The sequence below is a fragment of the Sphingobacteriales bacterium genome (genome assembly GCA_016700115.1).
Lineage (GTDB): Bacteria > Bacteroidota > Bacteroidia > Chitinophagales > UBA2359 > UBA2359.
In genome coordinates this window covers 12,946-36,623 of record CP064999.1, presented here as the reverse complement: position 1 = coordinate 36,623, position 23,678 = coordinate 12,946, and the positions used below count along the sequence as shown (strand labels likewise).

The 23,678-nt window shown below is 40.3% G+C and carries 23 protein-coding genes and 2 tRNA genes; 11 read left to right on the top strand and 14 right to left on the bottom strand.

The window, feature by feature from the left end:
* Positions 1-191: 191 nt before the first annotated feature.
* The 5 genes from IPM47_00180 (at position 192) to IPM47_00160 (ending at position 4,053) form a co-directional block, all read left to right on the top strand.
* On the top strand, positions 192-575 hold the full coding sequence (locus tag IPM47_00180) for a DUF4783 domain-containing protein (GenBank protein ID QQS29407.1): 384 nt from the start codon (positions 192-194) through the stop codon (positions 573-575).
* A 414-nt stretch (positions 576-989) separates the two neighbouring features.
* Positions 990-1,667, top strand: coding sequence for a response regulator transcription factor (locus IPM47_00175; protein ID QQS29406.1), 678 nt, complete (start codon positions 990-992; stop codon positions 1,665-1,667).
* Entirely contained in the window at positions 1,664-2,950 is a 1,287-nt protein-coding gene (locus tag IPM47_00170; protein ID QQS29405.1) for a HAMP domain-containing histidine kinase, read from the top strand. Before IPM47_00175 ends, IPM47_00170 begins: the two co-directional genes overlap by 4 nt.
* A gap of 83 nt (positions 2,951-3,033) precedes the next feature.
* Positions 3,034-3,483 (top strand): PepSY-like domain-containing protein, encoded by a 450-nt coding sequence (locus tag IPM47_00165; protein QQS29404.1) that lies wholly within the window; start codon positions 3,034-3,036, stop codon positions 3,481-3,483.
* A 129-nt stretch (positions 3,484-3,612) separates the two neighbouring features.
* Positions 3,613-4,053: a PepSY-like domain-containing protein gene (locus IPM47_00160; GenBank protein QQS29403.1), complete on the top strand. Its 441-nt coding sequence runs from the start codon at positions 3,613-3,615 to the stop codon at positions 4,051-4,053.
* 786 nt (positions 4,054-4,839) lie between these two features.
* Here the strand turns inward: IPM47_00160 and IPM47_00155 are convergent.
* The 5 genes from IPM47_00155 to IPM47_00135 all read right to left on the bottom strand — a co-directional run bounded on the left by IPM47_00155 (position 4,840) and on the right by IPM47_00135 (position 10,197).
* Entirely contained in the window at positions 4,840-5,472 is a 633-nt protein-coding gene (locus tag IPM47_00155; protein ID QQS29402.1) for a hypothetical protein, read from the bottom strand.
* Between the two features lie 162 nt (positions 5,473-5,634).
* A complete protein-coding gene (locus IPM47_00150) occupies positions 5,635-6,735 on the bottom strand; it encodes an anhydro-N-acetylmuramic acid kinase (protein QQS29401.1) in 1,101 nt (366 codons plus the stop codon).
* Positions 6,736-6,949: 214 nt separating this feature from the next.
* Complete coding sequence (locus IPM47_00145; protein ID QQS29400.1) at positions 6,950-8,011, bottom strand: NAD(P)-dependent glycerol-3-phosphate dehydrogenase; 1,062 nt, start codon at positions 8,009-8,011, stop codon at positions 6,950-6,952.
* 335 nt (positions 8,012-8,346) lie between these two features.
* Positions 8,347-9,327: a GTP 3',8-cyclase MoaA gene (gene moaA / locus IPM47_00140; protein QQS31350.1), complete on the bottom strand. Its 981-nt coding sequence runs from the start codon at positions 9,325-9,327 to the stop codon at positions 8,347-8,349.
* Positions 9,328-9,345: 18 nt separating this feature from the next.
* Entirely contained in the window at positions 9,346-10,197 is an 852-nt protein-coding gene (locus IPM47_00135) for an alpha/beta hydrolase (GenBank protein QQS29399.1), read from the bottom strand.
* 117 nt (positions 10,198-10,314) lie between these two features.
* On the opposite strand from IPM47_00135, the gene pheS reads away from it, so the two are divergent.
* From pheS to IPM47_00105, 6 genes are all read left to right on the top strand, one after another.
* Positions 10,315-11,358 carry a phenylalanine--tRNA ligase subunit alpha gene (pheS, locus tag IPM47_00130; protein ID QQS29398.1) on the top strand — a complete coding sequence of 348 codons (1,044 nt, stop codon included), beginning with the start codon at positions 10,315-10,317 and terminating at the stop codon, positions 11,356-11,358.
* Positions 11,359-11,405: 47 nt separating this feature from the next.
* Positions 11,406-12,275 carry a 3-hydroxybutyryl-CoA dehydrogenase gene (locus tag IPM47_00125; GenBank protein ID QQS29397.1) on the top strand — a complete coding sequence of 290 codons (870 nt, stop codon included), beginning with the start codon at positions 11,406-11,408 and terminating at the stop codon, positions 12,273-12,275.
* 68 nt (positions 12,276-12,343) lie between these two features.
* The gene (locus tag IPM47_00120; protein QQS29396.1) at positions 12,344-13,483 is read left to right on the top strand and encodes a LegC family aminotransferase; all 1,140 of its coding nucleotides are present in this window, start codon (positions 12,344-12,346) and stop codon (positions 13,481-13,483) included.
* Positions 13,484-13,687: 204 nt separating this feature from the next.
* On the top strand, positions 13,688-14,593 hold the full coding sequence (cysD, locus tag IPM47_00115) for a sulfate adenylyltransferase subunit CysD (GenBank protein ID QQS29395.1): 906 nt from the start codon (positions 13,688-13,690) through the stop codon (positions 14,591-14,593).
* Positions 14,594-14,718: 125 nt separating this feature from the next.
* The gene (gene cysN, locus IPM47_00110; GenBank protein QQS31349.1) at positions 14,719-15,984 is read left to right on the top strand and encodes a sulfate adenylyltransferase subunit CysN; all 1,266 of its coding nucleotides are present in this window, start codon (positions 14,719-14,721) and stop codon (positions 15,982-15,984) included.
* Positions 15,985-16,041: 57 nt separating this feature from the next.
* Positions 16,042-16,130 (top strand) — tRNA-Ser (locus IPM47_00105).
* Between the two features lie 236 nt (positions 16,131-16,366).
* Here the strand turns inward: IPM47_00105 and IPM47_00100 are convergent.
* The 9 genes from IPM47_00100 to IPM47_00060 all read right to left on the bottom strand — a co-directional run bounded on the left by IPM47_00100 (position 16,367) and on the right by IPM47_00060 (position 23,666).
* Positions 16,367-17,305 carry a T9SS type A sorting domain-containing protein gene (locus tag IPM47_00100; protein ID QQS29394.1) on the bottom strand — a complete coding sequence of 313 codons (939 nt, stop codon included), beginning with the start codon at positions 17,303-17,305 and terminating at the stop codon, positions 16,367-16,369.
* Between the two features lie 103 nt (positions 17,306-17,408).
* Positions 17,409-18,290: a helix-turn-helix domain-containing protein gene (locus IPM47_00095; GenBank protein ID QQS29393.1), complete on the bottom strand. Its 882-nt coding sequence runs from the start codon at positions 18,288-18,290 to the stop codon at positions 17,409-17,411.
* 520 nt (positions 18,291-18,810) lie between these two features.
* Positions 18,811-19,458 (bottom strand): hypothetical protein, encoded by a 648-nt coding sequence (locus IPM47_00090; GenBank protein ID QQS29392.1) that lies wholly within the window; start codon positions 19,456-19,458, stop codon positions 18,811-18,813.
* 6 nt (positions 19,459-19,464) lie between these two features.
* Entirely contained in the window at positions 19,465-19,806 is a 342-nt protein-coding gene (locus IPM47_00085; protein ID QQS29391.1) for a hypothetical protein, read from the bottom strand.
* Positions 19,803-20,528, bottom strand: a complete 726-nt coding sequence (locus tag IPM47_00080) for a TIGR04255 family protein (GenBank protein QQS29390.1) — start codon at positions 20,526-20,528, stop codon at positions 19,803-19,805. Before IPM47_00080 ends, IPM47_00085 begins: the two co-directional genes overlap by 4 nt.
* 151 nt (positions 20,529-20,679) lie before the next feature.
* Positions 20,680-21,207 carry a CopD family protein gene (locus IPM47_00075; protein ID QQS29389.1) on the bottom strand — a complete coding sequence of 176 codons (528 nt, stop codon included), beginning with the start codon at positions 21,205-21,207 and terminating at the stop codon, positions 20,680-20,682.
* An 18-nt stretch (positions 21,208-21,225) separates the two neighbouring features.
* Complete coding sequence (locus tag IPM47_00070) at positions 21,226-21,636, bottom strand: hypothetical protein (protein QQS29388.1); 411 nt, start codon at positions 21,634-21,636, stop codon at positions 21,226-21,228.
* Between the two features lie 79 nt (positions 21,637-21,715).
* Positions 21,716-21,788 (bottom strand) — tRNA-Phe (locus IPM47_00065).
* Between the two features lie 219 nt (positions 21,789-22,007).
* Entirely contained in the window at positions 22,008-23,666 is a 1,659-nt protein-coding gene (locus IPM47_00060; protein ID QQS29387.1) for a DUF1501 domain-containing protein, read from the bottom strand.
* Positions 23,667-23,678: the final 12 nt, after the last annotated feature.

The following is a 23,678-nucleotide window of genomic DNA, read 5'->3' as shown; positions in this document are numbered from 1 at the left end:
GCCAACAAAAAGTCTGATTTTTACAAAACCTGTCCTTACCGGTAAAAGTTACCCCTGTCTTTTGCATTGGCCTGAAAATTGTTGTTAAAAATTTAACCTTTGAAAAGTAACTATCGGCAACTTGCCTCGTCAATATACCTGTAAGTGTATTAAAAACGTTCTATACGGATATCAAAACTTAAACCATCAAAATGAAAACCATCCAATTATTTAGTATTATTTTATTGCTCACAGCCTTTTTATATGTTCCTGTCAACGGGCAAGGCAGTACTATGGAGAATATTAAAAGTGCGCTCAAATCTGGAAATGCCACTGCATTATCCCCGTTTTTTGCGTCAAAAATAGACCTGATTTTGCCGGACGATGAAGACCATGTAACCCCAACAGTTGCGACAAAAAAGTTGAGCGAATTTTTTTCTCAATACCAACCTACAGGATTTAACCAAAAACACGAAACTGTTGCCCCCAACGGTGCAAAATGCCTGATTGGGATATTAAACACCTCCGGCGGCAATTTCAGAACCACCGTACTGGTGATGAACGGCAAAATCGAAGAAATCGTCATAGAAAATTAGATTAGCCCATGGATTTGGCTGTTTAACCCCTGTTTCCAATTTTTGAATGAAACCGGTTTTTTCCCCTTTTAATCAGGTTTTCAACAAGATATATTAATTGCTATTGATGGTTTGGTAGAAGTAGTACATCAAGCAGTTTAGGATGAAAACCTTGGTAAATTATCTTTTTTCAGATTTATTAGTTGTTTTCTGCAAATTGTTTTGGTCAGATTATCATTATGTCTGTGTATTTTGCCCAAACACAGATTAGTTACCTACTACAAACAGCTACCTGGGCATAATAATTATGTTAATATTGTAGGGTAAACTGAGTTTACATTCTGTCTAAACTAATTCTGGCAATTAGATTGGTCAGTTAAGGAAGTTGTACATATTCCAGAATCTTTCCAAAATTCTATCGTATTCATTGCGCTTATGAAAATACTAATCGTTGAAGATGAAAGAGAATTGTTAAAAACACTTTCTGATTCCTTATCAAAGGAACATTTTGTGATTGAAACAGCAAGCGACTTTCATTCAGCGGTCGAAAAAATTGCAATTTATGACTACGACTGCATTTTGCTTGATATTATGCTTCCAGGCGGTAGTGGTTTTCAATTATTGGGTCAATTGAAACAATCAGACAAATCGGCTAATGTTATCATTATTTCCGCCAAAGATTCGCTGGACGATAAGCTGAAAGGGCTTGATATAGGGGCAGATGATTATCTGACAAAGCCATTTCATATAGCAGAACTCAATGCGAGGGTAAAAGCTGTTTTGCGACGAAAACTGAATGGCGGAAAAAATACTATAGAAATTGGCAACCTTGTTTTGGATATAAATGAGCGAAGCCTGATGGTGAATAACAAAAATTTAGCACTGAACAGAAAAGAATTCGACATTCTTAACTATTTCATGCTCAACAATAACAGGTTAGTAACAAAAACAGCCCTTGCCGAGCATGTTTGGGGAGATAATATAGATCAAGCCGATAACTTTGACTTTATCTATTACCAGATAAAAAACCTTCGCAAAAAGTTACAATCGGCCGAAGCATCCATTGAAATCGAATCAATTTATGGTATCGGGTACAAAATGAGTGAGAAATGAAACTGTTCACCCAATCAATAATTTACGTTTCAATTTCAATTTTTTTGATTATTGGCATTTGGGCTTTTGGCTTCTATTACAATATGCTCGACGAAATAAAAGAAAGTATTGATGAGGGTTTAGAGCACTATAAGCGCCAAATCATTTACAATGCGCTCGAAGATAGCATGTTGTTGAAGAAGAATAAGTTTGACGAAGGGTTTTTTGCCATTCAGGAAGTCAGTAAAATCCAAGCCATGTCAGCAAAAGACAGATATATAGATACCATTTTGCTAATGCAGGACGAAGACGATGAAGATTTGGAAGAAGAACCTGTACGAATGCTCTCGACTGCTTTTGAAAATAACGGTCAATATTACGAACTCAAGGTATTTAATTCGATGGTCGAAGAAGGAGATTTGATCAACGAGTTGTTTTGGAAATCAATCTGGTTATACCTCATTCTGCTTGCCGGCATAGTTATTATCAACCAAATAGTGGTACAGCGTTTATGGAATCCTTTTTACCATTTTCTGAATCAACTGAAAAAATACCGGCTCGGAAGCAGCAAAAAACTGCCGGAGGTAAAAACATCAACCCAAGAGTTTCAAGACCTTCAAAATGCAGTGATCTACTTTTTGAAACAAAACCTCTCTACTTATGAACAACAAAAACAGTTTATTGGAAATGTTACGCACGAGTTGCAAACACCCTTAGCTATTGCTACCAATAAGTTGGAAATGATGGTTGAAAAAGGTGGGTTGGAGGAAGTTCAGGTAACAGAAATTGACGACATATTGAACATCATTGATAGATTGGTGAGACTGAATAAATCATTGCTCCTTTTGACCAAAATTGAAAATCATCAATTCCATCAACATCAAACCATTTCGGTCAATAATATTGTGAGGCAATGTATAGACGATCTGAATGAATATGTTGATTTTAAAAACATCAAAATCTCAATTCAGGAAACAGCAGAATTGTCAGTTTCAATGGATCCTGCTCTTGCTCAAATAGTTGTTTCCAATTTAATTAGAAATGCGGTTTTTCATAACATCGAAAATGGGTTGTCCGAAATTAAAATTACGGCTAACAAATTCAGTGTATGTAATAGCGGAATACCCGAACCATTAGACGAAGCAAAAATCTTTACAAGGTTTTTTAAATCCGGCACTGCTTCAGCAGGCACTGGACTGGGATTGGCCATTGTCAAAGCAATATGTAGTTTGTATGAATTTACACCTTCCTATCATTTCGAAAACCAACAACATTGCTTTTCCATCCGGTTCAACAATTTCTAAAAAACATCGAAACTCCCTTTGTTTTCCAAATTGTTTCCAGAATCGGGTTCTTACTTTGCGGCATCACCCAAAATATTCAAGTTATGAAGTCAGTATTTTTTTTAGCTGTTACCTTGATGCTATTCAACCTTTGTGCTATTCAGGCCCAAAATATCATGCAAAGCCAAATCCCCTCATTGGTGATTAATGGATTTCAACAGATGTTTCCTAAAGCTTATGATATAGAATGGGAAATGGACGGCGACAAGTATAAAGTAGAATTTGAAACAGGCATTCTGAGAACCGAACACGAAGGATGGTTTGACAATGCAGGTAAACTGGCAAGGCATGAAGAAGAAATCTCAAAATTCGATTTACCGCAAACAATTCAAACTAAAATTAACTCCGATTTTGGCGGCTACCGGATTGACGATTCTGAAAAAGTTACGGAAGGAGATAAAGTCAATTATATCGTTGAGCTAAAAGCCTTCAAAGAAAAGTGGAAAGTCGCTTATGATGCCGCGGGCAATATTCTAAGCAGAATAGCCGATTAAGCAGACTTCCTTTTTTTATGTTTTACATGGATTTGGCATTTTTAGCAGCTCGACTGCCTACTAAAGCAATTGACTTTTAGACATCAAAAATTCACAAAAAAATTATAATTCACCACAGAACAATCAATTATGAAAGCGTACAAATTATTTTTAGGGATGGCATTGGCCGCCGGTTCTCTGTCTTTTTCGGGTTGCGACAAAGAGTCTATAGTTTCAGCCTCTGATTTGCCTTCACAAATTCAAGATTATGTAACAGCTCATTTTCCGAACAACAACATTCTTCAAGTAACTAAGGATCGTGAGGGGTTTAAACATAACTATGAATTGATTTTAGATGAAAGCATTACTCTTGAATTTAACAAGAAACATGAAATTGTGGACATAGACGGGATTTCAAAACTACCTGACAGTGTTGTACCTGAAAAGCTTCTGCTTTATATTTCTACCAACTTTACTGAAAACTATATTATCGGTTGGGAAAAAGAGGACAAAAATCAGGAGATTAAACTCGACAACGACATGGACCTTGTTTTTAATATGAATGGTGATTTTTTAAAAATTGACGATTAACGCAACGATTGAAGGTTCTAACTATTATAATTTGATGGATTGCCCAAGTTCTTACAAAACAAAAGTGAAACTCATGGGTACCTGTCGAAACCACTAAGCTTGAGTCGATTTTTGGTAAAGCCTGATGTCTTGGTTTCAAATTTTGAGGCGGCTAATTTGCAGGGGGGTATCCTCCAGCCGATTAGCCGCCTGTTTTTTATAACTTTCAGTGTCCTGTTTTATAGCCCGATATACGTAGATTCGCTAATTGCATCTCGCTAAGTTTGTTGTTTAGCAACAGACTCTGCGTTTCCAAAATAGGCTGTTGTATAGAAATTGACGATTTTTTGCAGGATTATTCAAACCTCAAACCATCATGCCATATTGTCAGTCATAAACATCCCGGCGAAAACTTGGTTTACCTTTGCAATGCTACAAATCAGCCCTGAATCACTTTAAATCGCCTCTGCAAAGACTTATTGCACCCCTGCAATGACATCATTTGCCTCTGCAAAGACTTATTGCACCCTTACAATGCTTTAAATCGCCTCTGCATTGGCTTATTGCAACTATGCAATAACTTGAAGTACCCCTGCATTAACCGGAAGTACCTCTTCAATAGCTTAATGCACCTCTGCATTAGAAGGATGTACCCCTGCAAAGACTTATTGCACCCCTGCATTAACTTGAAGTACCCCTGCAATAAAGCTATGTCAACCGTCTTTTTTAAGCTAAATTCGGTTTTTTTCAATAATTTATGGGGTGATTGGGAAGAAACAGGCGGGAAAACTTCCCTTAAACCGACAACTACATTTCGGCCATTTCACCAAGCGGCATTGCTTTGGCAGCCGTTTTTAACAACTCAGTATCATTTTGTTTTTTAGCAGTCATGGTAATAAAAAAGCGCTCACCAACTCCAATCACCAACTGAGCTTCTTTGTTTTTTTTGCCGTAAGTTTCCATAGCACCAACTCCGTCAATTCCTAAATTGAGTGTTTTGACCGATTGCTCGTCGTTTTCATAGGTCATTTTTGATTTGAGCATCATGGTAGCCATGCCATACAATTGCGGCAGTCCGTTGTAGTCATGCAAAATAATATTAAGTTCACTACCGTCGGGAGATTTATATTCCTGCTCTGTGGTAGAAAAGGAGTAAGCCTGCATGGTCATACTTTGCCCTTTTGGGTCGCCATCAGGGGTAAAATCTCTGATTGCTTTGGGTAAAAATTCTTTCAATTTGTCGTAGTGCATAGGCAGGGTATCGCCTTTTGCCCTTCTTGCTTCCATTTTGTTTTTACCCTCTTCCAATCCCTTTTCCATTTCCTCACCCATTTTCTGGAGTTCGCTTCCGAGCTTAATGGCTTCTTTGGTTTCATTTGCTTGTTTACAACCTATTACTACAACACTGAACACGGTTAACAACAACAATAAATTTTTCATTGGTCATGATTTTATGTGTAATTGGGAATAAAAATTGATTGTGAGCAAAGGCATTTTTCAAAATATGTATCCAAAGGTAATAATTTTATCCAACAAGTAGTAGTTCACATATTTCGTCAGCATCAGGCAAGCGGCATACGACCTTTAGCGGGCACTCAAAACTTATTGCGAAGCATAATAAACACATCCGCCCACTGTGTTATGTGTTGCGCCGGTAACAGAACTCAGGCAGTTGGGTTGGCATTGTAACCTTAAAACAGCCATAAAAGCCATAGCAAGTGCTTCTTTGTAGTTAATAGTGAGGCTGTCCGGAACAATTATGTTACAGCCGGAAAATGTGGCGATGCGGCTAATCAGAAAAGTGTTGAAAGCACCGCCTCCGGTAATCAGCATGGAGTTTTGAGTTTGAGGGTCAATGCTTTCCTGTTGGTTAATCAGCGTTGTCTGAAGGCCGGTTTGTATGGCGATATGTTCTACAATGGTTCTCAGTTTATCCTGAACAGGCAACCGGAAGTTGAGCAAAAGGGGCATCAGTATTTGTGGGACAAATCTGGCATCGAGCGATTTTGGGTAGGGTTGCCGGTAATATGGCAATCCGTTGAGTGCATCGAGTAATCCTGAATCTATATTTCCGGCAGCAGCCAAATTACCCCCGTTGTCATAAGGATAACCGAGTTGATGGGCGAGGTTGTTTAAAATCAGGTTATTCGGGCAAATATCATAACCTATGATCCGGTTGCCGGTCAATTTGCAGGAAATATTGGCTATGCCTCCCAGATTAAGACAAAAGCGATGTTTTAGGAACAAGTGGAGGTCGGTAAAAGGCACTACCGGAGCACCCTGTCCACCGGCAGCAATATCGTTTGCACGAAGGTTGCAGATAACGGGCAATTTGGTGGTTTCGGCAATAGCCGCCCCGTTGCCAATTTGAGCTGAAAAATGCAGGTCGGGGCGGTGAATGATGGTCTGACCATGGGATGCAATGATCTGAATTTTTCCGGCAAGGTTATGCGCTTCAATAAACTGATTGACTAAGGTGCCGAGGTAAACTCCATATTCGGCATCGGTGGCCAGATAGGTGGTCAGGTCTTTGTCAATTAGCGTGGCGAGTCGTTCCCGCCATTCGTCTGAATATTCAATACAGGTTGCGTGATGAATCCGGTATCGCCAACGCTTCCGGTAGTAGCTGAAGGTGCAATCGGCAATATCTAATCCATCGAGTGATGTGCCGGACATCAGTCCTATTATCCGGTAGGTTTTCATTTTAACAGAAAATGGTTAAAGGTCAAGGAAAGAGGAAGTCATTTTTACTATGCGTTGTAGTTTTAGCCCGTAGTTTAACAATTTATTTTTCAACCATTTTCCCGTAGGTTTCATATATGGCTATTCACCTTCAACCCTTTCAGGGTTTTTTGTAATTGACAATTCACATTCACCCTTTTAGGTTTTCTTGGTTTCACTTTTCACTTTTAGTTTTTCACTTTTCACTTAAAAAGTCTGCATCTTTGTCAAAAGCATAGTTCATCAGGTAGTTCAGGCTTTTTTCTATGGATTGGTTGTTGTAAAGGGTTTGGTACAGAGCTTCTACAATAGGGGTTTCGAGATTATAATATAAACTAACCCCTTTAGCCAATTTTACCGTATTGATTCCTTCGGCGACTTCGCTCATTGTCGCCAATATATCGGCTAAGTTTTCTCCTGAAGCAAGGCGATATCCGACTGTAAAGTTCCGGCTCAGATTGCTGGAACAGGTTGCCACCAAATCGCCAATGCCGGCTATTCCAAAAAAAGATGAAGAATCCGCTCCTAAAGCCTTTCCAATTTTAATCATTTCGCCCAAACCCCGCGAAATTAACATGGCCTTTGCATTTTCACCCAAACCTAAACCGTTCAAAATACCGGATGCAATGGCCATAATGTTTTTTAAAACTCCGGCACATTCCACGCCGGTAACATCATAACTTCCATAAACCTTAAACCTCGGACTTTTTAGTGCTTCCCGTCCCTGTTCAATTACCTCGGCAAACCGGCTTGCAATCACTGTTGCGGCGGGTTGCCCTTGTGCAATTTCTTTGGCAAGATTGGGTCCCGAAATACATCCCACACGCAATACTACGGTTTCTTGTAGAATAATTTCGGTCATCGTATGAATATATTCGCGAGGAACAGGCTGATTTACCGGTAAGTCATCACTTTCGGGTGTATGGAGATTAAAACCTTTAGTGCCGTGAATAAGGATATGATGGGGTTGTAAATAAGGGGCAAACTGTTTCATCAGAATCCTAAATCCACTTGAAGGGACAACCGGAAAAATCAGCCGGCATTGTTCGCAAAACTGAGCAATGTCGGTAATCGGCTCGACATTGTCGTGCATGGTTTGGTTTCGGTTAGTTCTAAGTCTTTTAATATCCTCGAAAACGCTTTGCTGACGGGTAAACAGCAAAACTTTTCCATTTTCGGCTAAGATATTAGATACAGCGGTGCCAAAACTTCCTGCACCGATAACACCGTAATGGAACTCGTGTGGATTAATTCTCATCGTATTTTCGGTTATGAAGAATGAATTTTTTAACTTTTTCCAAGGGTTCACATGATTTATTCCGTAGGTTTCACACACGGTTATATATATTCTACCTTTATTCCACAGGTTTCACACACGGTTATATATATTCTACCTTTATTCCACAGGTTTCACAAACGGTTATTTATATTCTACCTTTATTCCGTAGGTTTCACATACGGTTATTTATATTCTACCTTTATTCCGTAGGTTTCACATACGGTTATTCATATTCAACCCTTTCAGGGTTTCACTTTATTCCGTAGATTCCACATATTTTTCACTTTTCACTTTTCACTTTTAACTTTTAACTTTCAACCTCCTATATTTATCATGCTCCTGTTGGTCATCAATCCTGCATCTAAAAGTTCAAAAGTGGCGTTAAATTGCCCGCCGCGTTCTGCTTCTTTCTCCGACAGACATTGCCTGATAATGGGAACGATATCTTCGCCTTTTCGCAATGCACCCAATATGTCGGCCTCCGATTTAGAAAACAAACAGTTCTTCATTTTCCCGTCAGCCGTCAGACGCATCCGGTTGCAGTTGGCACAAAAAGGTTGGGTAATGGTGCTGATTACTGCAAATGTCCCTTTATGATGCGGAACTTTAAATTTTTTTGCAGTATCGTTTGGGTGGTTATTCAGCGGAACAAACGGATAATATTGACCGATAAGTTCGAGCATTTGTGCGAAGGTAAACACCTTATGCCCCATCCATTGATTGCCGCTAAATGGCATAAACTCAATAAAACGGACATGGACAGGCAATTCTTCTGTCCATGCAACAAAACGGGGTATTTCAATATCGTTTACACCATTCATCACTACCATATTCACCTTAACGTGAAACCCTTCATCAAGGAGCAAGTAAATATTGTCTAAAACTCTTTCAAACTCATTTCTTCTGGTCAGTAAAAAAAACCGGTCTTTGTCTAAGGTGTCAAGACTGACATTGACCGACCGGATTCCTGCGTGTTTGAACGTTTCGATAAATTGATCCACTCTTGTACCGTTGGTTGTTATCGTCAACTCGGTGTTAAGTTTTGCGATGTCGGCTATAATGTTGGCTGCATCTTTTCTTACCAACGGCTCACCTCCGGTAAACCTGATTTTCTTTACTCCCAACTCCACAAAAACCTTGGCAATCTGTTCTATTTCACCTCGCTGCATCAGATGTGCTGCCGGCATAAACTGCATATTTTCCTGCGGCATACAATAAGTGCATCTGAAATTGCAATTATCTGTAAGCGAAATACGCAGGTAATCGTGAGTCCGGTGATACGAATCGGTGAGCAAAAGGTCTGACATATTCGGTTAAAGCGTAAAATCGAGAATCAATTGATTTACCTTGTCGGGATGTTCGTGTTGCACCCAATGACTGCAATTGGGAATATATTCCATCTTTAGAATACCGCTGCAATAATGTTGCGTGTTGTAAGTCAGTTCCTTTCCAAGTGCTTTGTCGTCTTCACCAAAGATGAGCAGGGTAGGAGCAGAAACTTTGACAGGTTTACGCCCGTTTGCCCTGACAGGATACCTGGCTCCGGCGCGATAATAGTTGATAGGTGCGGTAAAGTCTGATGGAAGCGGGAAAGCCTTGACATATTGGTCAATATCGTCGTTGGAGAATGCTTCTTTGTTGATACTCCAACCCCGCAACGCCTGTTTGAAAAACTTTTTAGGATTGCGGCTCAGATATTGTTCAGGTAAATAAGGCAGTTGAAAGAAAAAAACATACCAGCTTTTTTTGAGTTGGGTAAAATTTCGCCACAACTGTTTTTTCATTTCTGCCGGATGTGGCATATTGAGCACAATCAGCTTTTCGGTCATTTCAGGATACAACGAAGCAAACCACCAGGCTACGGCACCTCCCCAGTCATGTCCGACTATGATAGCCTTTTCCTGACCAAAAGCTTTAATAAGGTCCCGCACATCATTTACCAGTGCTTCCGGCCGGTAATGATATACCCCTTTGGGTTTGTCGCTCCGGTGATAGCCCCGCATATCGGGAGCAACCACTTTAAAATGTTGAGCAAGTACCGGAATCTGCTTTCTCCAGGAATACCAGAATTCGGGAAAACCGTGCAGTAATATCATCAATTTACCGGCTCCTTCAGTCATGCAATGAAGGGTAATGCCATTAACTTGTATTTGTTTACTTTCCATAAATTGACGGAAATGAATAAAGATTGTGTAATAGTAACTAATTTTACCGCCCGAACAAAAATTAAAGCACAAAGGAACAATAATACAGGGTTAAACTTACAGATAATTTGATGATTTATGGAACAGAAAGGAGATATTTTTAGCTATATAGCCCAATTGCTGGAAGAGATTAAGTCTGTGAACATAACGACAGCCGATGAAGCAGAAAAGTTCAGAATAACTTTTCTCGGGTCAAAAGGAAAAGTAAAAAGCCTGATGGGCAGTATAAAGGATGTACCTAATGACCTCAAACGGGATTTTGGTCAGGCTGCCAATAATGTAAAACAAGCCGCTGAAGAAAAGTGGGAAGCAATGAAAGACGCATTGGCAAATACTACAACTACTCATGCTGAAAAGACCCAAGACCTGACCCGTCCTGCTATTCAGTTCCCTTTAGGCGGTCGTCATCCATTATCATTGATGCGCAATGAAATTAACCGAATCTTCGAGCGAATCGGATTTGTTATTGCCGAAGGCCCCGAAATAGAAGACGATTGGCACAACTTTACCGCACTCAACACGCCTGATGACCACCCGTCCCGGGATATGCAGGACACCTTTTACATACAAACCAATCCATCCGTCTTGTTGAGAAGCCAAACCAGCACGGTTCAGGTTCGGGTGATGGAAAACCAACAACCCCCCATCAGAATAATTTCACCGGGAAGGGTTTACCGGAACGAAACCATTTCGGCGCGGGCGCATTGCCAGTTTCATCAGGTAGAAGGACTGTATATTGACGAAAATGTGTCATTTGCAGACCTAAAACAAACCCTTATCTATTTTGCCCGCGAACTGTTCGGACAAGACACCAGCATCCGCCTTCGCCCGTCTTATTTCCCGTTTACCGAACCTTCTGCTGAGATGGATATATCCTGTTTTATATGCAAAGGCTCGGGCTGTAATATCTGCAAACACAGCGGATGGGTAGAGATTTTGGGTTGTGGAATGGTGGACCCGGCAGTGTTGGATATGTGTGGCATTGATAGCAAACGCTATACAGGATTTGCCTTTGGCATGGGAATAGAACGCATTACGATGCTTAAATACCAAATCAACGATATCCGGTTGTTTTTTGAAAACGATTTGCGGTTTTTGCGTCAGTTCAACGCTGCCTGGTAAATTTGATTCAACCCTGATAATTAATTTAACCCCACGCATACTTCTTCATGCAAATGAACAATATTAAGAAAATAGCTGTGATTGGTGCCGGAGTAATGGGCAGTGGTATTGCGCAGATTTGTGCAGCAGCAGGCTACCAAACTATCTTGTTTGATGTCGAACCTTCTGCCCTTCCAAGAGCAATAGATGCCATTGAAAAAAACATGGCCGGTACTGTTAAACGCGGTAAGCTCAGTGAAACTGCAAAATCCGAAATTCTGAAAAGAATACAAACCAGCAGCTATTTTGCCGACCTGAAAGCCGATTTTATTATTGAAGCCATTGTAGAAGACCTCAATATCAAGTTAGAAGCCTTGTTACAGGTAGCCGACCAGAATACTCCCAATACCATTCTCGCTTCCAATACTTCATCCATCCCTATTACTCGGCTTGCTGCTAAACTACCCCATCCTCAAAGGATTGTGGGAATGCACTTTTTCAACCCAGCCCATTTAATGAAGCTGGTTGAAGTAGTTTCGGGAATTGAAACTTCTCCGGAGGTGGTATCCGTTACGCGGGATCTTGCTGTTCAGTTGGGTAAAACCCCGGTGATGGCTAAGGACTCTCCCGGTTTTATTGTCAACCGTGTTGCCCGACATTATTATGTCGAAGCCCTGAAAATTCTGGAGGAAAACGCAGCCGATTTGACTACCATTGACGACCTCTGTGAGGCTTCGGGATTTAAGATGGGACCTTTCAGATTGATGGATTTGATTGGAGTAGATACCAATTATGCGGTAACCAAATCTATGTTTGAGTCATTTCATTACGATGGCAAATTCCGGCCAAGTCGTATTCAACAACAAAAAGTCGAGGCCGGGCATTGGGGCAGAAAAAAAGGAAAAGGGTTTTACGACTATTCTGACGAAAACCAATAATCTCACCCGGTTATTGGTTCAATCTATGTTTTTACAGATCTCTTCTAAACAATTAAAAAAGCCAAACCATGATCCCATTATGCATTCCCAACCTTGGAGGCAATGAATGGAAGTATATCAAAGATTGTTTAGATACCAACTGGGTGTCCTCTGCCGGTAGCTATGTCAATCGTTTTGAACAGGAGTTTGCAGCTTATGTTGGCGCTCCTTTTGCAGTCAGTATGTCAAGCGGTACCTCTGCGCTGCATATTGCTTTAATCTTAACCGGCATAGAGCGCAACGATTTGATCATTGTTCCCAATATTACCTTTGCAGCAACCCTGAACAGCATCGTCTATACGGGAGCAGAGCCTTTACTGATAGATGTAGATGCCGATACCTGGCAAATGGACACTGCTCTTTTAGAAACATTTCTAAAGGAACAAACCGAAATCAGACAACTAAACTGCTTCCACAAACCAACCGGACAACGAATCAAAGCCATCATGCCCGTACATGTTTTGGGGAATATGGTCAATATGGAGCATCTGCTTCGGTTGGCGGCAACCTATCATCTCACCATCATTGAAGACAGTACTGAAGCGTTGGGAAGTTATTACAGCGGGCAACACGCCGGCACTTTCGGCAAGGTCGGATGTTTCAGTTTCAATGGCAATAAAATTATGACTACTGGGGGAGGGGGGATGTTGGTTACCTCAGATCCCGGGCTGGCAAAACGGGCCAAACATATCAGTACACAAGCCAAAACCGACCCGGTGGAATATATCCACGATGAAACAGGTTATAATTACCGGTTGGTAAACCTTCTCGCAGCTATGGGACTTGCGCAATTAGAACAAATGCCGGTATTTATTGCCCGAAAAAAAGAAATAGCCAACTTATACAATCAGGCTTTTAAATCTTCACCGGAAATTATATCCCAATCGGTTACTAAAAACACAGTTCCCAACAATTGGCTTTACACCATAAAAGTCCCTGACCGCCGCAAGTTGCTGGATTACCTGAAGACCCAAAATATTGAAACCCGCCCTTTGTGGACACCCATGAACCGGTTAGTGATGTTTGCCAAAAATTTATACATAACAACCGAAGACATTTCCGGACAACTATTTGAGCAATGCCTTAGCCTGCCGTGTTCTACCAACCTGAGCAAAGATGACCAGGACAAAGTTATCGTTCAGGTTTTGAATTTTTTTTCATTTTCCTGAACCGGATTTGAATAATAACCGGAGCATAGTTTCATCTTATCTATTCAAAAACCGCAGCCTAAATCATTGCAAAAAGAGGTTGTCTGCCCATTCAAAGAACCGGTGATACTACTGATTTAGTGTTTAGCACACTTGGCATATACAAAACCCTTATCTTTGCACCCCAAAATGCGCAAAACTACTTTTCACCAAGATTCAAGCTCAATGCCTGTTTATAAAATTAACCACCTCAAAGAATTAGAATCCGAATCTATCTACGTACTTCGCGAGGTGGCGGCACAATTTGCCAAACCTGCGCTGTTGTTTTCCGGCGGTAAAGATTCTATCGTGATGACCCATCTTGCCCGAAAAGCTTTTTATCCGGCGCGCATCCCATTCCCGCTAATCCATATAGATACCGGCCACAACTTTCCCGAAACGCTTGCATTTCGCGATAAGTTGATTGAAAAATTAGGGGTAAAACTCATTATCGGCAGTGTTCAGGAATCTATTCTGAAAGGAAGTGCCAAAGAGGAAACCGGACTGAGTGCCAGCCGGATAAGACTTCAGACGGTTACTTTATTGGAAACTATAGAAAAATATGGATTTGATGCCGCCCTTGGCGGTGCAAGACGCGATGAAGAAAAAGCCCGTACCAAAGAACGTTTCTTTTCACACAGGGACGAGTTCGGACAGTGGGACCCTAAAAATCAACGCCCCGAATTGTGGAACCTCTTTAACAGCAGAAAAAACGAAGGGGAACATTTCAGAGTGTTTCCTCTGAGCAACTGGACAGAACTGGATATTTGGCAATATATCTGGCGGGAACAAATTGACATTCCTAACCTGTATTTCTCTCATAAAAGGCTTTGCGTTAAACGTCAGGGGGTGTTACTTTCTGCATCGCCTTACTTGCCAATCATAGAAGGAGAAAAACCGGTAGAAAAAATCGTCCGGTTCAGAACCATCGGCGATATGACCAGCACAGGAGCAATAGAATCCATTGCCACCACACTGGAAGAAATTATTGCTGAAATCGCTACTGCCCGAATCACTGAACGAGGAGGAAGAGCTGACGACAAACGCTCCGAAACCTCAATGGAAGACCGTAAACGCGAAGGATATTTTTAAATTAAGAAAGTTAAATGCAGGATGAGTGATAACTCAATGTCTGTTGCCCAATCTATTTGCTCCGGTTTCACACAGTGCTAAACCGGGTTTTTATTTTGTATCTAACTTTTAATATCGAAACACGAATGGACCTGACTAATTATATCAATTTAGATTTACTGCGGTTTACTACTGCGGGCAGTGTGGACGACGGTAAAAGCACCCTTATAGGGCGGTTGTTGTTTGACAGTAAACTCATCCTTGACGACCAATATGAAGCCATCAAAAAAACGAGCGAACTAAGAGGAGAAGAATATGTAAATCTTGCCTTATTGACAGACGGGCTTAAAGCAGAACGCGAACAGGGCATTACCATAGATGTTGCTTATCGTTACTTTTCAACTTCCAAACGAAAGTTTATCATAGCTGATACTCCCGGCCATATACAATATACCCGAAATATGGTTACCGGAGCTTCGACCGCAAATTTGGCCATTGTGCTTGCCGATGCCCGGCATGGAATGGTCGAACAAAGCCGCCGTCATTTGTTTATTGCTTCCCTGCTCCGCATCCCACACATCATAGTTTGTGTCAATAAAATGGATTTGGTCAACTTTAGTCAGGAAGTTTTTTCAAATATCCGTACTGAGTTTGAAAACTTTTCTACCAAACTGCAAACAACCGATATTCAGTATATCCCAATCAGCGCACTGAAAGGCGACAATATCGTGGATCGTTCAAAAAATATGCCATGGTACGAAGGCCCCACATTGCTCTATCAGTTGGAAAACGTACATATTGCCGGTGATTTCAACCGTATTGATTGCCGTTTTCCGGTGCAATATGTAATTCGTCCTAATTCTGATGCCTACCACGACTACCGCGGATATGCAGGCCGGATTGCCGGAGGTATTTTTAAACCCGGCGACGAAGTCATGGTACTCCCTTCCGGTTTTACTTCCATAATTACCTCAATAGACACCTTGGACGGCGAATTAGAAGAAGCCTTCGCCCCAATGTCGGTAACAATCCGCGTTCAGGATGATATTGATATCAGCAGGGGTGATATGCTTGTGCGGTCAAACAACGTTCCAAACGTTGGTCAGGATATTGAACTGATGATTTGCTGGCTGAGTAAAAAACCATTGGTGTTGAACGGCAAATATTCTTTAAAACATACCACCAAAGATGCCCGGTGTGTTGTTAAAGAAATCAGGTATAAGGTAAACATCAACACCCTCCACCGGATTGAAAACGTGGATGAAATCGGCATGAACGACATCGCCCGCATTGCTATCCGCACCACACAACCTCTTTTTTATGACAGTTACCGGCGCAACAGAACCACCGGCAGCCTCATATTGATTGACGAATCCACCAACGAAACAGTAGCTGCAGGGATGATTATTTAAAAAACCTGTCTTGTCTTTAACTTTGGCAAATGTTTAGTTATTTTGCACGAATATTTTGGAAAGGTGCCGGAGTGGTTGAACGGTCCTGACTCGAAATCAGGTGTACTTAGTAATAGGTACCGGGGGTTCGAATCCCCCTCTTTCCGCTGATAAACATCGCCTTTTTATGCTTAGGGGTTTATGAGCCTGAATTTGTATTTATAAGCTCCGCAACAATTTTTTAGGCTGCTTAAACCGCTTTGTTTCGCTTTTTACCGATGCAATGCCATGATATTAGCTTGCTAAATGCAACGTGGAAAAGGCACTGCCTGTCAATCCACATACTATTTGTTTGGTTACAAGTCAATAGTTGTTTGATTTGTATTCATTACCAAACCATGTTTTAGTTGCCTTTTACCAATCTGAAACTTACCGTTTCATTTGGGTTGCCTGTAACCAACTGCAAAATGTAAATGCCTGCCGCAAGTTGATGGTTCTCTATCAATGTTTGCTGTCCTTGCGTGGGAAAGTCTTTAATATGTTGCCCATCTAAGCTATACAGACGAAGGATATCTTGGTTGGTTGGATTGGTTCCTATATCAATGAGCCAAAAATCATTAGAGGGGTTGGGCATAATACGGATAGCCAAACCGGTATTTGATGTCAGGCTATTGTTATCTGACGGCGTATCAGACAAAATAGCATCATCGCAGTAATAATTTCCCCATAGTGCAACGTTCCAGAGTATTTCTCCCTTTAATTTGTGGCAAAGCAGGGTAGAATACCATGGATAAGGGACATAGTTAAACACCGGAAGCGAGTCGCAGCCTAACCCTTCAATCCACGAATAAGCATACGTGCTTGGGTCTTCGGGGGTAGCTTGCCGGGTAAGGAAAAAATGTCTGTACCATAAACCATTTTGAAGTTGCACTTGCCCAATCGAGTCAATTATATGGGGATATGTAATTACGGTGTTATCCCAACTTTCTACAGCTAAGTCAAAACTGTCGCCCTGATTCAGGCTAAAATCATATATAAGCAGTTCGGCTTGCAAATTGAGCGAGTAGCGATAAACCCTTCGGGTATTCACATCTTCCCTAATATACAGTTGGTTACTTGGTCCGTCCCATTCATAATTTTGGGTTACGATTTTATACAATTGCCCGTCTATGCTTGTATCTTGCGAAGTTACTTGAATATCAGACATAAAAATGCCGCATGAAAACTCCCCGATGCGCCAAAAGGCATCGCTATTCAGCATTGGTTGATAGGCATTGCTTTGCGACAGCGCTGTTTTAAACAACAAAACTGCCATTAGCCCTGTAAAAAGTAGTGATTTCATTTTGCAATTAATTTTTAGTGTGTCAATCAATCTCTCCTCATTGCAAAGGTAGATTAGACTTAGCGTGCTATCAATGCACAAAACACGGTAAAAGTGGTACTTTTTACCTAATTGCTGATGATTGCCGGTATTCGGCGGGCGAAACATGAGTATGTTTCTTAAAAAAGCGGGAAAAATAAGAAGTATCTGCAAAATTGAGTTTGTAAGCTATGGACTTTATAGATAACTCACTATAACACAATAGTCGTTTTGCTTCGAGTAAGACACGATCTTGAATCAATTGGTGGGCGGTTTTACCTGTTTGTCTTTTGCAAAGTTCGCCAAGGTAATTGGCAGATAATTGCAATTTTAAGGCATATTGTTCCAAATTAAGATGTTCTGCAAAATGGAGGTCAATGAGTTGTACAAATTGGTGCACTAAGTTATCCTGTGGTTTTTGAACTGGGGGTTGAGGCAGTGCTTGATAAGCCTTTCCAATAATCAGAAATATTACCTGACAATAAGCCCGAATTAACTCGATAGATGAACGGGGTTGAGGTTCAGGTGTAGCTGATTCTGTTTTAATATTTGCTAAAATGGGCTTTATTTGTTCAAATGTCTCCTTGTCAAGTTGCACTAGGGGATGGGCAGGTATTTGAAAAAACGGGATTTGCTGCAGGTCGGCATTTTGCCGAATGTTATGTAAAAAATCTTCGAAAAACAACAGGCTGCAACCTTGCGCAAAGTCTGTTCGGTCTATAAGGTGTACTTGTGCCGATTTTACAAAATGAACAGAATATGTTTGTAACGGGTAATCATAAAAATCAATTTCATGCCTTCCGCCACCTTCAAGAATAAAGATTAACTCATTAAACGAATGGCGGTGGGGAGTGTGTATTACTTTGCGGGGGCCGCCCCAATCTACCATCATAAAGGTTGTTTGAGATGTCTGTTCCTGTTTTTCAGTTTCGAACGTATGTGTAGGAATTGGAGGAGTTTTTTTCACTGTAAGCAAGGGTTTTGAATGAGCTTTGCCATTTCTAAGCTTATTCTATTCGGCTAAACAATCAGGGTAGAACTACGAAATAGGCAAAAAGCATTTCAGTATTGAGTGGTAAATAGCATAAAAGTATAAGAAATCAATATATTTTTGATTTGACAAATTGCATACCAAAAAAATGTACTTAATGCAATACGGTGAGTAATAGATGTTCGATGTTACACAAGTTTTGACAAAGTCGAAAAACGGACATAATTAAAAAGCAATTATTTCACCACTATCTGAATCCTCCTTTAGAAAACTGATATTATTTCATACGTGGTCATTCTGAATTTTGAATTGGAGGTTATACGAGGTAATTACAAACTTATATACATAAATTAACGATTTTTTTTAAAAAAGTTAGCTTAAAAAAACCTTGCTCGACAATTCTACTATAGGTTAGGAAGTGTAAATCTTAACATGGACAGGTTTATCGTTACATTCCCTGTACCTGTCTACCTTATCTTTTACACGTTCCTTATACCTAAATAAGGACTTCTCTGTCACACTGTTCAGGCAAACGGCAAAGGTGATAGGACAACTTCAATATAAAAAGATAGTACCCAAAATGGCTAAGTGATGTAATTCTATTTTCCTGAATATTATCAATATATGAGTTTAGCTCATTCGCTGGAAACCAAAATAAATTGTCGAGAATGACAACAAATTCTTTTTGGTCATCATGAAACAGTGGTAGATAAAAAAGATTGGTTACTAACTGCGCCTTGACTGATTGGATGAATTGATCCAATTTGTCCTTTTCATAGCCCGAAGCAGTTAAATCATGAATGTATTCGTTAAAATCAATCAGAGGAGCAAATAAGCACTGTTTAGAATTTATATTGTGTTTGTTTCCAAAACTAATATCACAGGTATTTGATATAATAATGGCATCAGGATAGGCCTTTTCAAAAACAGAACTTTCTTCATTCCAAAATGACATTCTGATTTCTTTGACTAAATCTGATTGCATAAAATATGCATGTCCATAGGTTTTATAGAAATCGGTATAGTCAATTTCTTTGCCTTTTTTATCAACTGTAAACTGCTTTAAAGCATCTCTTAATCGAGCTTTCTCCTCGTTAACTAGATAATTGGGAAGTATTAAATCAAATTCAACGCCAAATTCCATTAGAAATCATTTTCTACCCAATAGGGTTGGTTTTTCTTTTGTTAATCGTTTGAAAGTTTGGTTGAGAACAACACTTTCAAAATTTCCTAATGGCTCTGACTGGGAGAACATTTCAGTAGCAAAATGGATGACTGAACTTTGATTTTTACCGAATGTAACAGGAGTAAAATCAACACGCCCATAGACAAAATTAAAACTGTTAATCGTTTCATTACGAGGGTAAACAGTAATCATATAGTCTAATATTTCGATAGCGTCTAATTTCACGGCAATTTCATTTTTTAATGAAACACAATCAAACATACTCTTATTGTATTCAGGAATATCGGTTAAAAACGGTGGTATCATAACTCTTCCCTTAGAGTTTTAGTTATTATGGCTTCAAAAAAAGACAATATTGGCTCATGCGTTTGACTTGCTTGATAACTCCAATCGTCGCTATTCATACACTCTTCGTTTACACATACTGCCCCACATTCTAAATTTATATTCTTCGTTTTATCAACAACTTGTGAGTTTAACTTTGCAATTAAAAGATTTTTTTCGTTTGAAACTACTCTCTGAACGGAACTAATTATTTCTATACCAAAGCTTTGCTCTAAAGGACTAATAATTGTCAAATAGTCAGATAAAGTTTCGTCGGCACTTTTGGTAAATTTATTCAAGTAAACTACGCTGCATTGTCGCTTACCATTACCCAATCCTATTGATTTATAATGTTCAGAAAAAGGTATAATAAAATCGTTCAAAAAAACATCCCACCTTTGATACCCTCTGACACAGTGAAATGAAACTCTGCCTTTGCCAATAAGAATGGCTAACCCTTTTTCATTGTTTCTAAAAATAACTTGGTCTTCAATTTGAGAAGTTGCAAAAGGCAACTTTTGGGAATCAGCCAAAAGCCCGTTAAACGTAATTTGAACGCCCTTCCTTTCTTCTCTGTCCTTGAAACCTGAATTTCTTATTTTCTCGTAATACTGACCAAAAAAAGTGCTATCCCAGACAACAGTTTCCTCAGGAAATTGAAACCCGCAATAGACTTCTGCCAAATGATTATTAGAATATTTCACAGTCAATATTATTGAAAACAGGGCAAATTTACACCTTCTTTACAAAAAGAACACCCTTTGTGTAAAATAGTTGCACGTTAAGGTTAAATGCGCTTTGACTGGATGCATTTTTCAACCTGAAATTTGATCTTTACAAACACCACACTTCCTTTTACCTCTCCTTACGCAAAATCTTATACACTTTAATAGCAATCATCAACACTACAATCAACAAAACCAGTCCAAGCACCCCCCAAACAACGCTTAAACTCTGTTTAACAACAACCAAAAACACAATTGCAATTAAAAAGATGGTAGCAATTTCATTCCAAATCCGAAGTTGATAAGAAGTAAAGGGGTATTCGTGTCGCTGGTGCAGACGGTAAATGTAGTGCAAAGTGAAATGGTAGAGATACAACCCGGTTACAAAACCCAACTTTACCCAAAGCCACAAAGGTGTAGCAGCATACAACCAAAAAATCCAGCCTCCCAGAATTAAAGTTATGATTGCTGAGGGCCAGGTTATGCCGAACCATAGCCGTTTTGCCATGAGGTCAAATTGCTGCAAAAGGATTTCTCTTTCCGGGCTTACTTTTTGATTGGCTTCAGCCTGATAGACAAACAGGCGGACAATGTAGAACAATCCGGCAAACCAGGTAACTACAAAAATGATGTGCAGGGCTTTAATATATAAGTACATAACTAATGGTAAAAGCACTTAGTTCTTACTGGAAGAAATAGTTTGACGATGCAATATCCAACCACCTAAAAACAAGATAAGGCCGATAATAGCAAAGACTGTTTGTAAGAAGAAGTATTGCCGGATGGAGATTATTTGAACAAACAACCAAAAAAAGACAGCAGCTCCCTGAGCAGCGGTTAGCAGGTAGGCATATTCATACTTTTTTATGAGAAGGGTAGCGATGACGAGGCTGCCAACTCCCAAAATACAAAGTAAGGCCAACCCCGGTATCAGGTAGTTGCCGAAAATGGTGTCGGTTATCCATTGCGAAGGAAGTTGAATGGCGTTTCCACTCGGGTCAAAGGTGAGCAAAAGTCCGCCATAGATAGCTGATACGCCCAACAAGAACAGCAATACTAGAACAAGAAGGTGCCAAAGCTTTTTCATAAATAGAATGAATTGTGATTTGGGGAGGCATTAAAAACAAAACCCCATAAAGGCTTTAACCATTATGGGGTTTTTAGGGTGGTGTGGGGCGGGGTCGAACCGCCGACACATGGATTTTCAGTCCATTGCTCTACCGACTGAGCTACCGCACCATCCGCTTTTTAAAAAAGCAGGGCAAAGATACATCGTTTTCTGATGTTTTACTATTTCCGCTTTAAAAAGTTTAATGATAAAGTAAAAAATGCTCCAATTAGTTCCATAAAGCCTTGTTATAGTAGTTGATAAGTATTGAAATTATCAATCGGATAATGATAAATTCCAACTAACTAAAGACGACAAATCCATGAACCGTTACTATGATAGCTAACGATTTAGCTCAGCACCCTGATTTTTCTGCTATAAGCTTTTCCACCTGTTTCGAGTCGGTAGAGATATTCTCCGGTCGGCAGGCCATAGTCAGATGCTTTAAAGGGGAAAGTGTAACTATTGGGTTCCAAAGAAGTATTGACCAAAGTTGCTTTTACCTGCCCTGCTGTGTTGAGTATTTGTAGTCTTACTTGTCCTCGTTTCAAAATAGCATATTTGATCAAGATGGTATTAGCCTGAGTTAATGACGGATTATGTCCTAACAAAACTGCCAAATCGTTTGAGCCTAAACTCGGGGTACATTCGGGCAATAAATCGGGAACGGTATCAAAATGTCGCCCCATAATGGCATCAACAATAATGGGCTGAATACAAAACCAATCTTTAAGGATAGTGGCATACACCGAACGGAAATCGGTGGTATAGGCTTGGTCGTAATAGCTGACAGGAGAAATTTCGCCAAACTGACCTTTAAACCCGCCATTCACATTTCCGCCAAAGACTAATAAGGGGGCAGCTTGTCCGTGGTCGGTGCCTATTGAGCCATTTTCGCCGGAAGTTCGGCCGAACTCGGAAAAAGTAATGGTGAGGACATCCTGATTATATCCGGCTTCTGTGAGGTCATTATAAAAAGCGCTAACTGCCGTTGCAATCTCGTTCATTAATCCGGGGTGGTAGATGTTTTGGTTGGCATGGGTGTCAAAACCGCCAATCTCAACCATATAAACTCTTGTTCCTAATCTGCCTTTGATTAACCTGCCAACCAACGCTAACTGATAAGCTAAGTAGTTGTTGGGATATGCACCATAAAAACTGGCGTTGTCGTAAGCATCTTTGATAGACTGCGCATATCGAACTGTATTATTTGCGGTTTGGCGCATGAACAACAATTCCTGTCCGTAAGAACATTCATCGTTGATATTGGTATCGTAAAGCTCTCCGGTCAAAGCAATCTGGTAAAACTCTGTCAGGTTATTAATGGTCAACCCCATTTGAAAATCAGAACCTGAAAACAAGAGGCTCGACTGATAACCTACCTGCAAACCAACCGGAAAATTGGCCGGTGTTGTGCCAAACGCAGGATATTCCTGATCGAGAAATCTCCCTACCCAACCGGTGTTGAGATATTCGTCGGAGTTGCTTCCCGACATCCAGATATCGGTGCTTCTAAAATGTGAGTAGTCTTGCGAAGGGTAGGCTACACTATGAACAACCGCCATATTTCCGTCCTGCCACATTGGGTCGAGGCTTAACATGGTGTTTGGCATCCCAAATTCAGGGCTAAGCGCGAACATTTGCGCTTCCTGTATTGCTATATTGGGGCGAAGGCTATAATAAGTATCATTGAAACGGGGTACAATCGTATTAAGACCATCGTTTCCGCCTCCCAAATTAATAATGACTAAAATGCGCTCGTTATCAGCAGCATTAATCGCACTGAACATCGGGGATTTTGCCAACGCCTGAAGGCGGGAGTTGCCAAACATAAGGGCGGAACCCGCTGTAAACAAGCCCGAAGTAAGTAAAAAGTTGCGCCGGCTCCATTTGGCATGGTCTAATTTATGCTCTTCACCATGCTCCAAACATTTTCCGCGACGGTTGACAGCATTGTCTTCGCTGCTGAGATGATCCTTATCTGGGTGATCGTTATGATTATCGCACATATAATTTTGAGA

What these genes read in the sequence shown, in the direction of transcription:
- IPM47_00060 (QQS29387.1), bottom strand. Translation starts at nt 23,666, where the DNA reads ATGTGCGATAATCATAACGATCACCCAGATAAGGATCATCTCAGCAGC.
- IPM47_00090 (QQS29392.1), bottom strand. Translation starts at nt 19,458, where the DNA reads ATGGAATTTGGCGTTGAATTTGATTTAATACTTCCCAATTATCTAGTT.
- IPM47_00070 (QQS29388.1), bottom strand. Translation starts at nt 21,636, where the DNA reads ATGAAAAAGCTTTGGCACCTTCTTGTTCTAGTATTGCTGTTCTTGTTG.
- IPM47_00155 (QQS29402.1), bottom strand. Translation starts at nt 5,472, where the DNA reads ATGAAAAATTTATTGTTGTTGTTAACCGTGTTCAGTGTTGTAGTAATA.
- cysN (QQS31349.1), top strand. Translation starts at nt 14,719, where the DNA reads ATGGACCTGACTAATTATATCAATTTAGATTTACTGCGGTTTACTACT.
- IPM47_00175 (QQS29406.1), top strand. Translation starts at nt 990, where the DNA reads ATGAAAATACTAATCGTTGAAGATGAAAGAGAATTGTTAAAAACACTT.
- IPM47_00160 (QQS29403.1), top strand. Translation starts at nt 3,613, where the DNA reads ATGAAAGCGTACAAATTATTTTTAGGGATGGCATTGGCCGCCGGTTCT.
- IPM47_00150 (QQS29401.1), bottom strand. Translation starts at nt 6,735, where the DNA reads ATGAAAACCTACCGGATAATAGGACTGATGTCCGGCACATCACTCGAT.
- IPM47_00125 (QQS29397.1), top strand. Translation starts at nt 11,406, where the DNA reads ATGCAAATGAACAATATTAAGAAAATAGCTGTGATTGGTGCCGGAGTA.
- IPM47_00170 (QQS29405.1), top strand. Translation starts at nt 1,664, where the DNA reads ATGAAACTGTTCACCCAATCAATAATTTACGTTTCAATTTCAATTTTT.
- IPM47_00075 (QQS29389.1), bottom strand. Translation starts at nt 21,207, where the DNA reads ATGTACTTATATATTAAAGCCCTGCACATCATTTTTGTAGTTACCTGG.
- IPM47_00100 (QQS29394.1), bottom strand. Translation starts at nt 17,305, where the DNA reads ATGAAATCACTACTTTTTACAGGGCTAATGGCAGTTTTGTTGTTTAAA.
- IPM47_00120 (QQS29396.1), top strand. Translation starts at nt 12,344, where the DNA reads ATGATCCCATTATGCATTCCCAACCTTGGAGGCAATGAATGGAAGTAT.
- pheS (QQS29398.1), top strand. Translation starts at nt 10,315, where the DNA reads ATGGAACAGAAAGGAGATATTTTTAGCTATATAGCCCAATTGCTGGAA.
- cysD (QQS29395.1), top strand. Translation starts at nt 13,688, where the DNA reads ATGCCTGTTTATAAAATTAACCACCTCAAAGAATTAGAATCCGAATCT.
- IPM47_00085 (QQS29391.1), bottom strand. Translation starts at nt 19,806, where the DNA reads ATGATACCACCGTTTTTAACCGATATTCCTGAATACAATAAGAGTATG.
- IPM47_00145 (QQS29400.1), bottom strand. Translation starts at nt 8,011, where the DNA reads ATGAGAATTAATCCACACGAGTTCCATTACGGTGTTATCGGTGCAGGA.
- IPM47_00165 (QQS29404.1), top strand. Translation starts at nt 3,034, where the DNA reads ATGAAGTCAGTATTTTTTTTAGCTGTTACCTTGATGCTATTCAACCTT.
- IPM47_00135 (QQS29399.1), bottom strand. Translation starts at nt 10,197, where the DNA reads ATGGAAAGTAAACAAATACAAGTTAATGGCATTACCCTTCATTGCATG.
- IPM47_00180 (QQS29407.1), top strand. Translation starts at nt 192, where the DNA reads ATGAAAACCATCCAATTATTTAGTATTATTTTATTGCTCACAGCCTTT.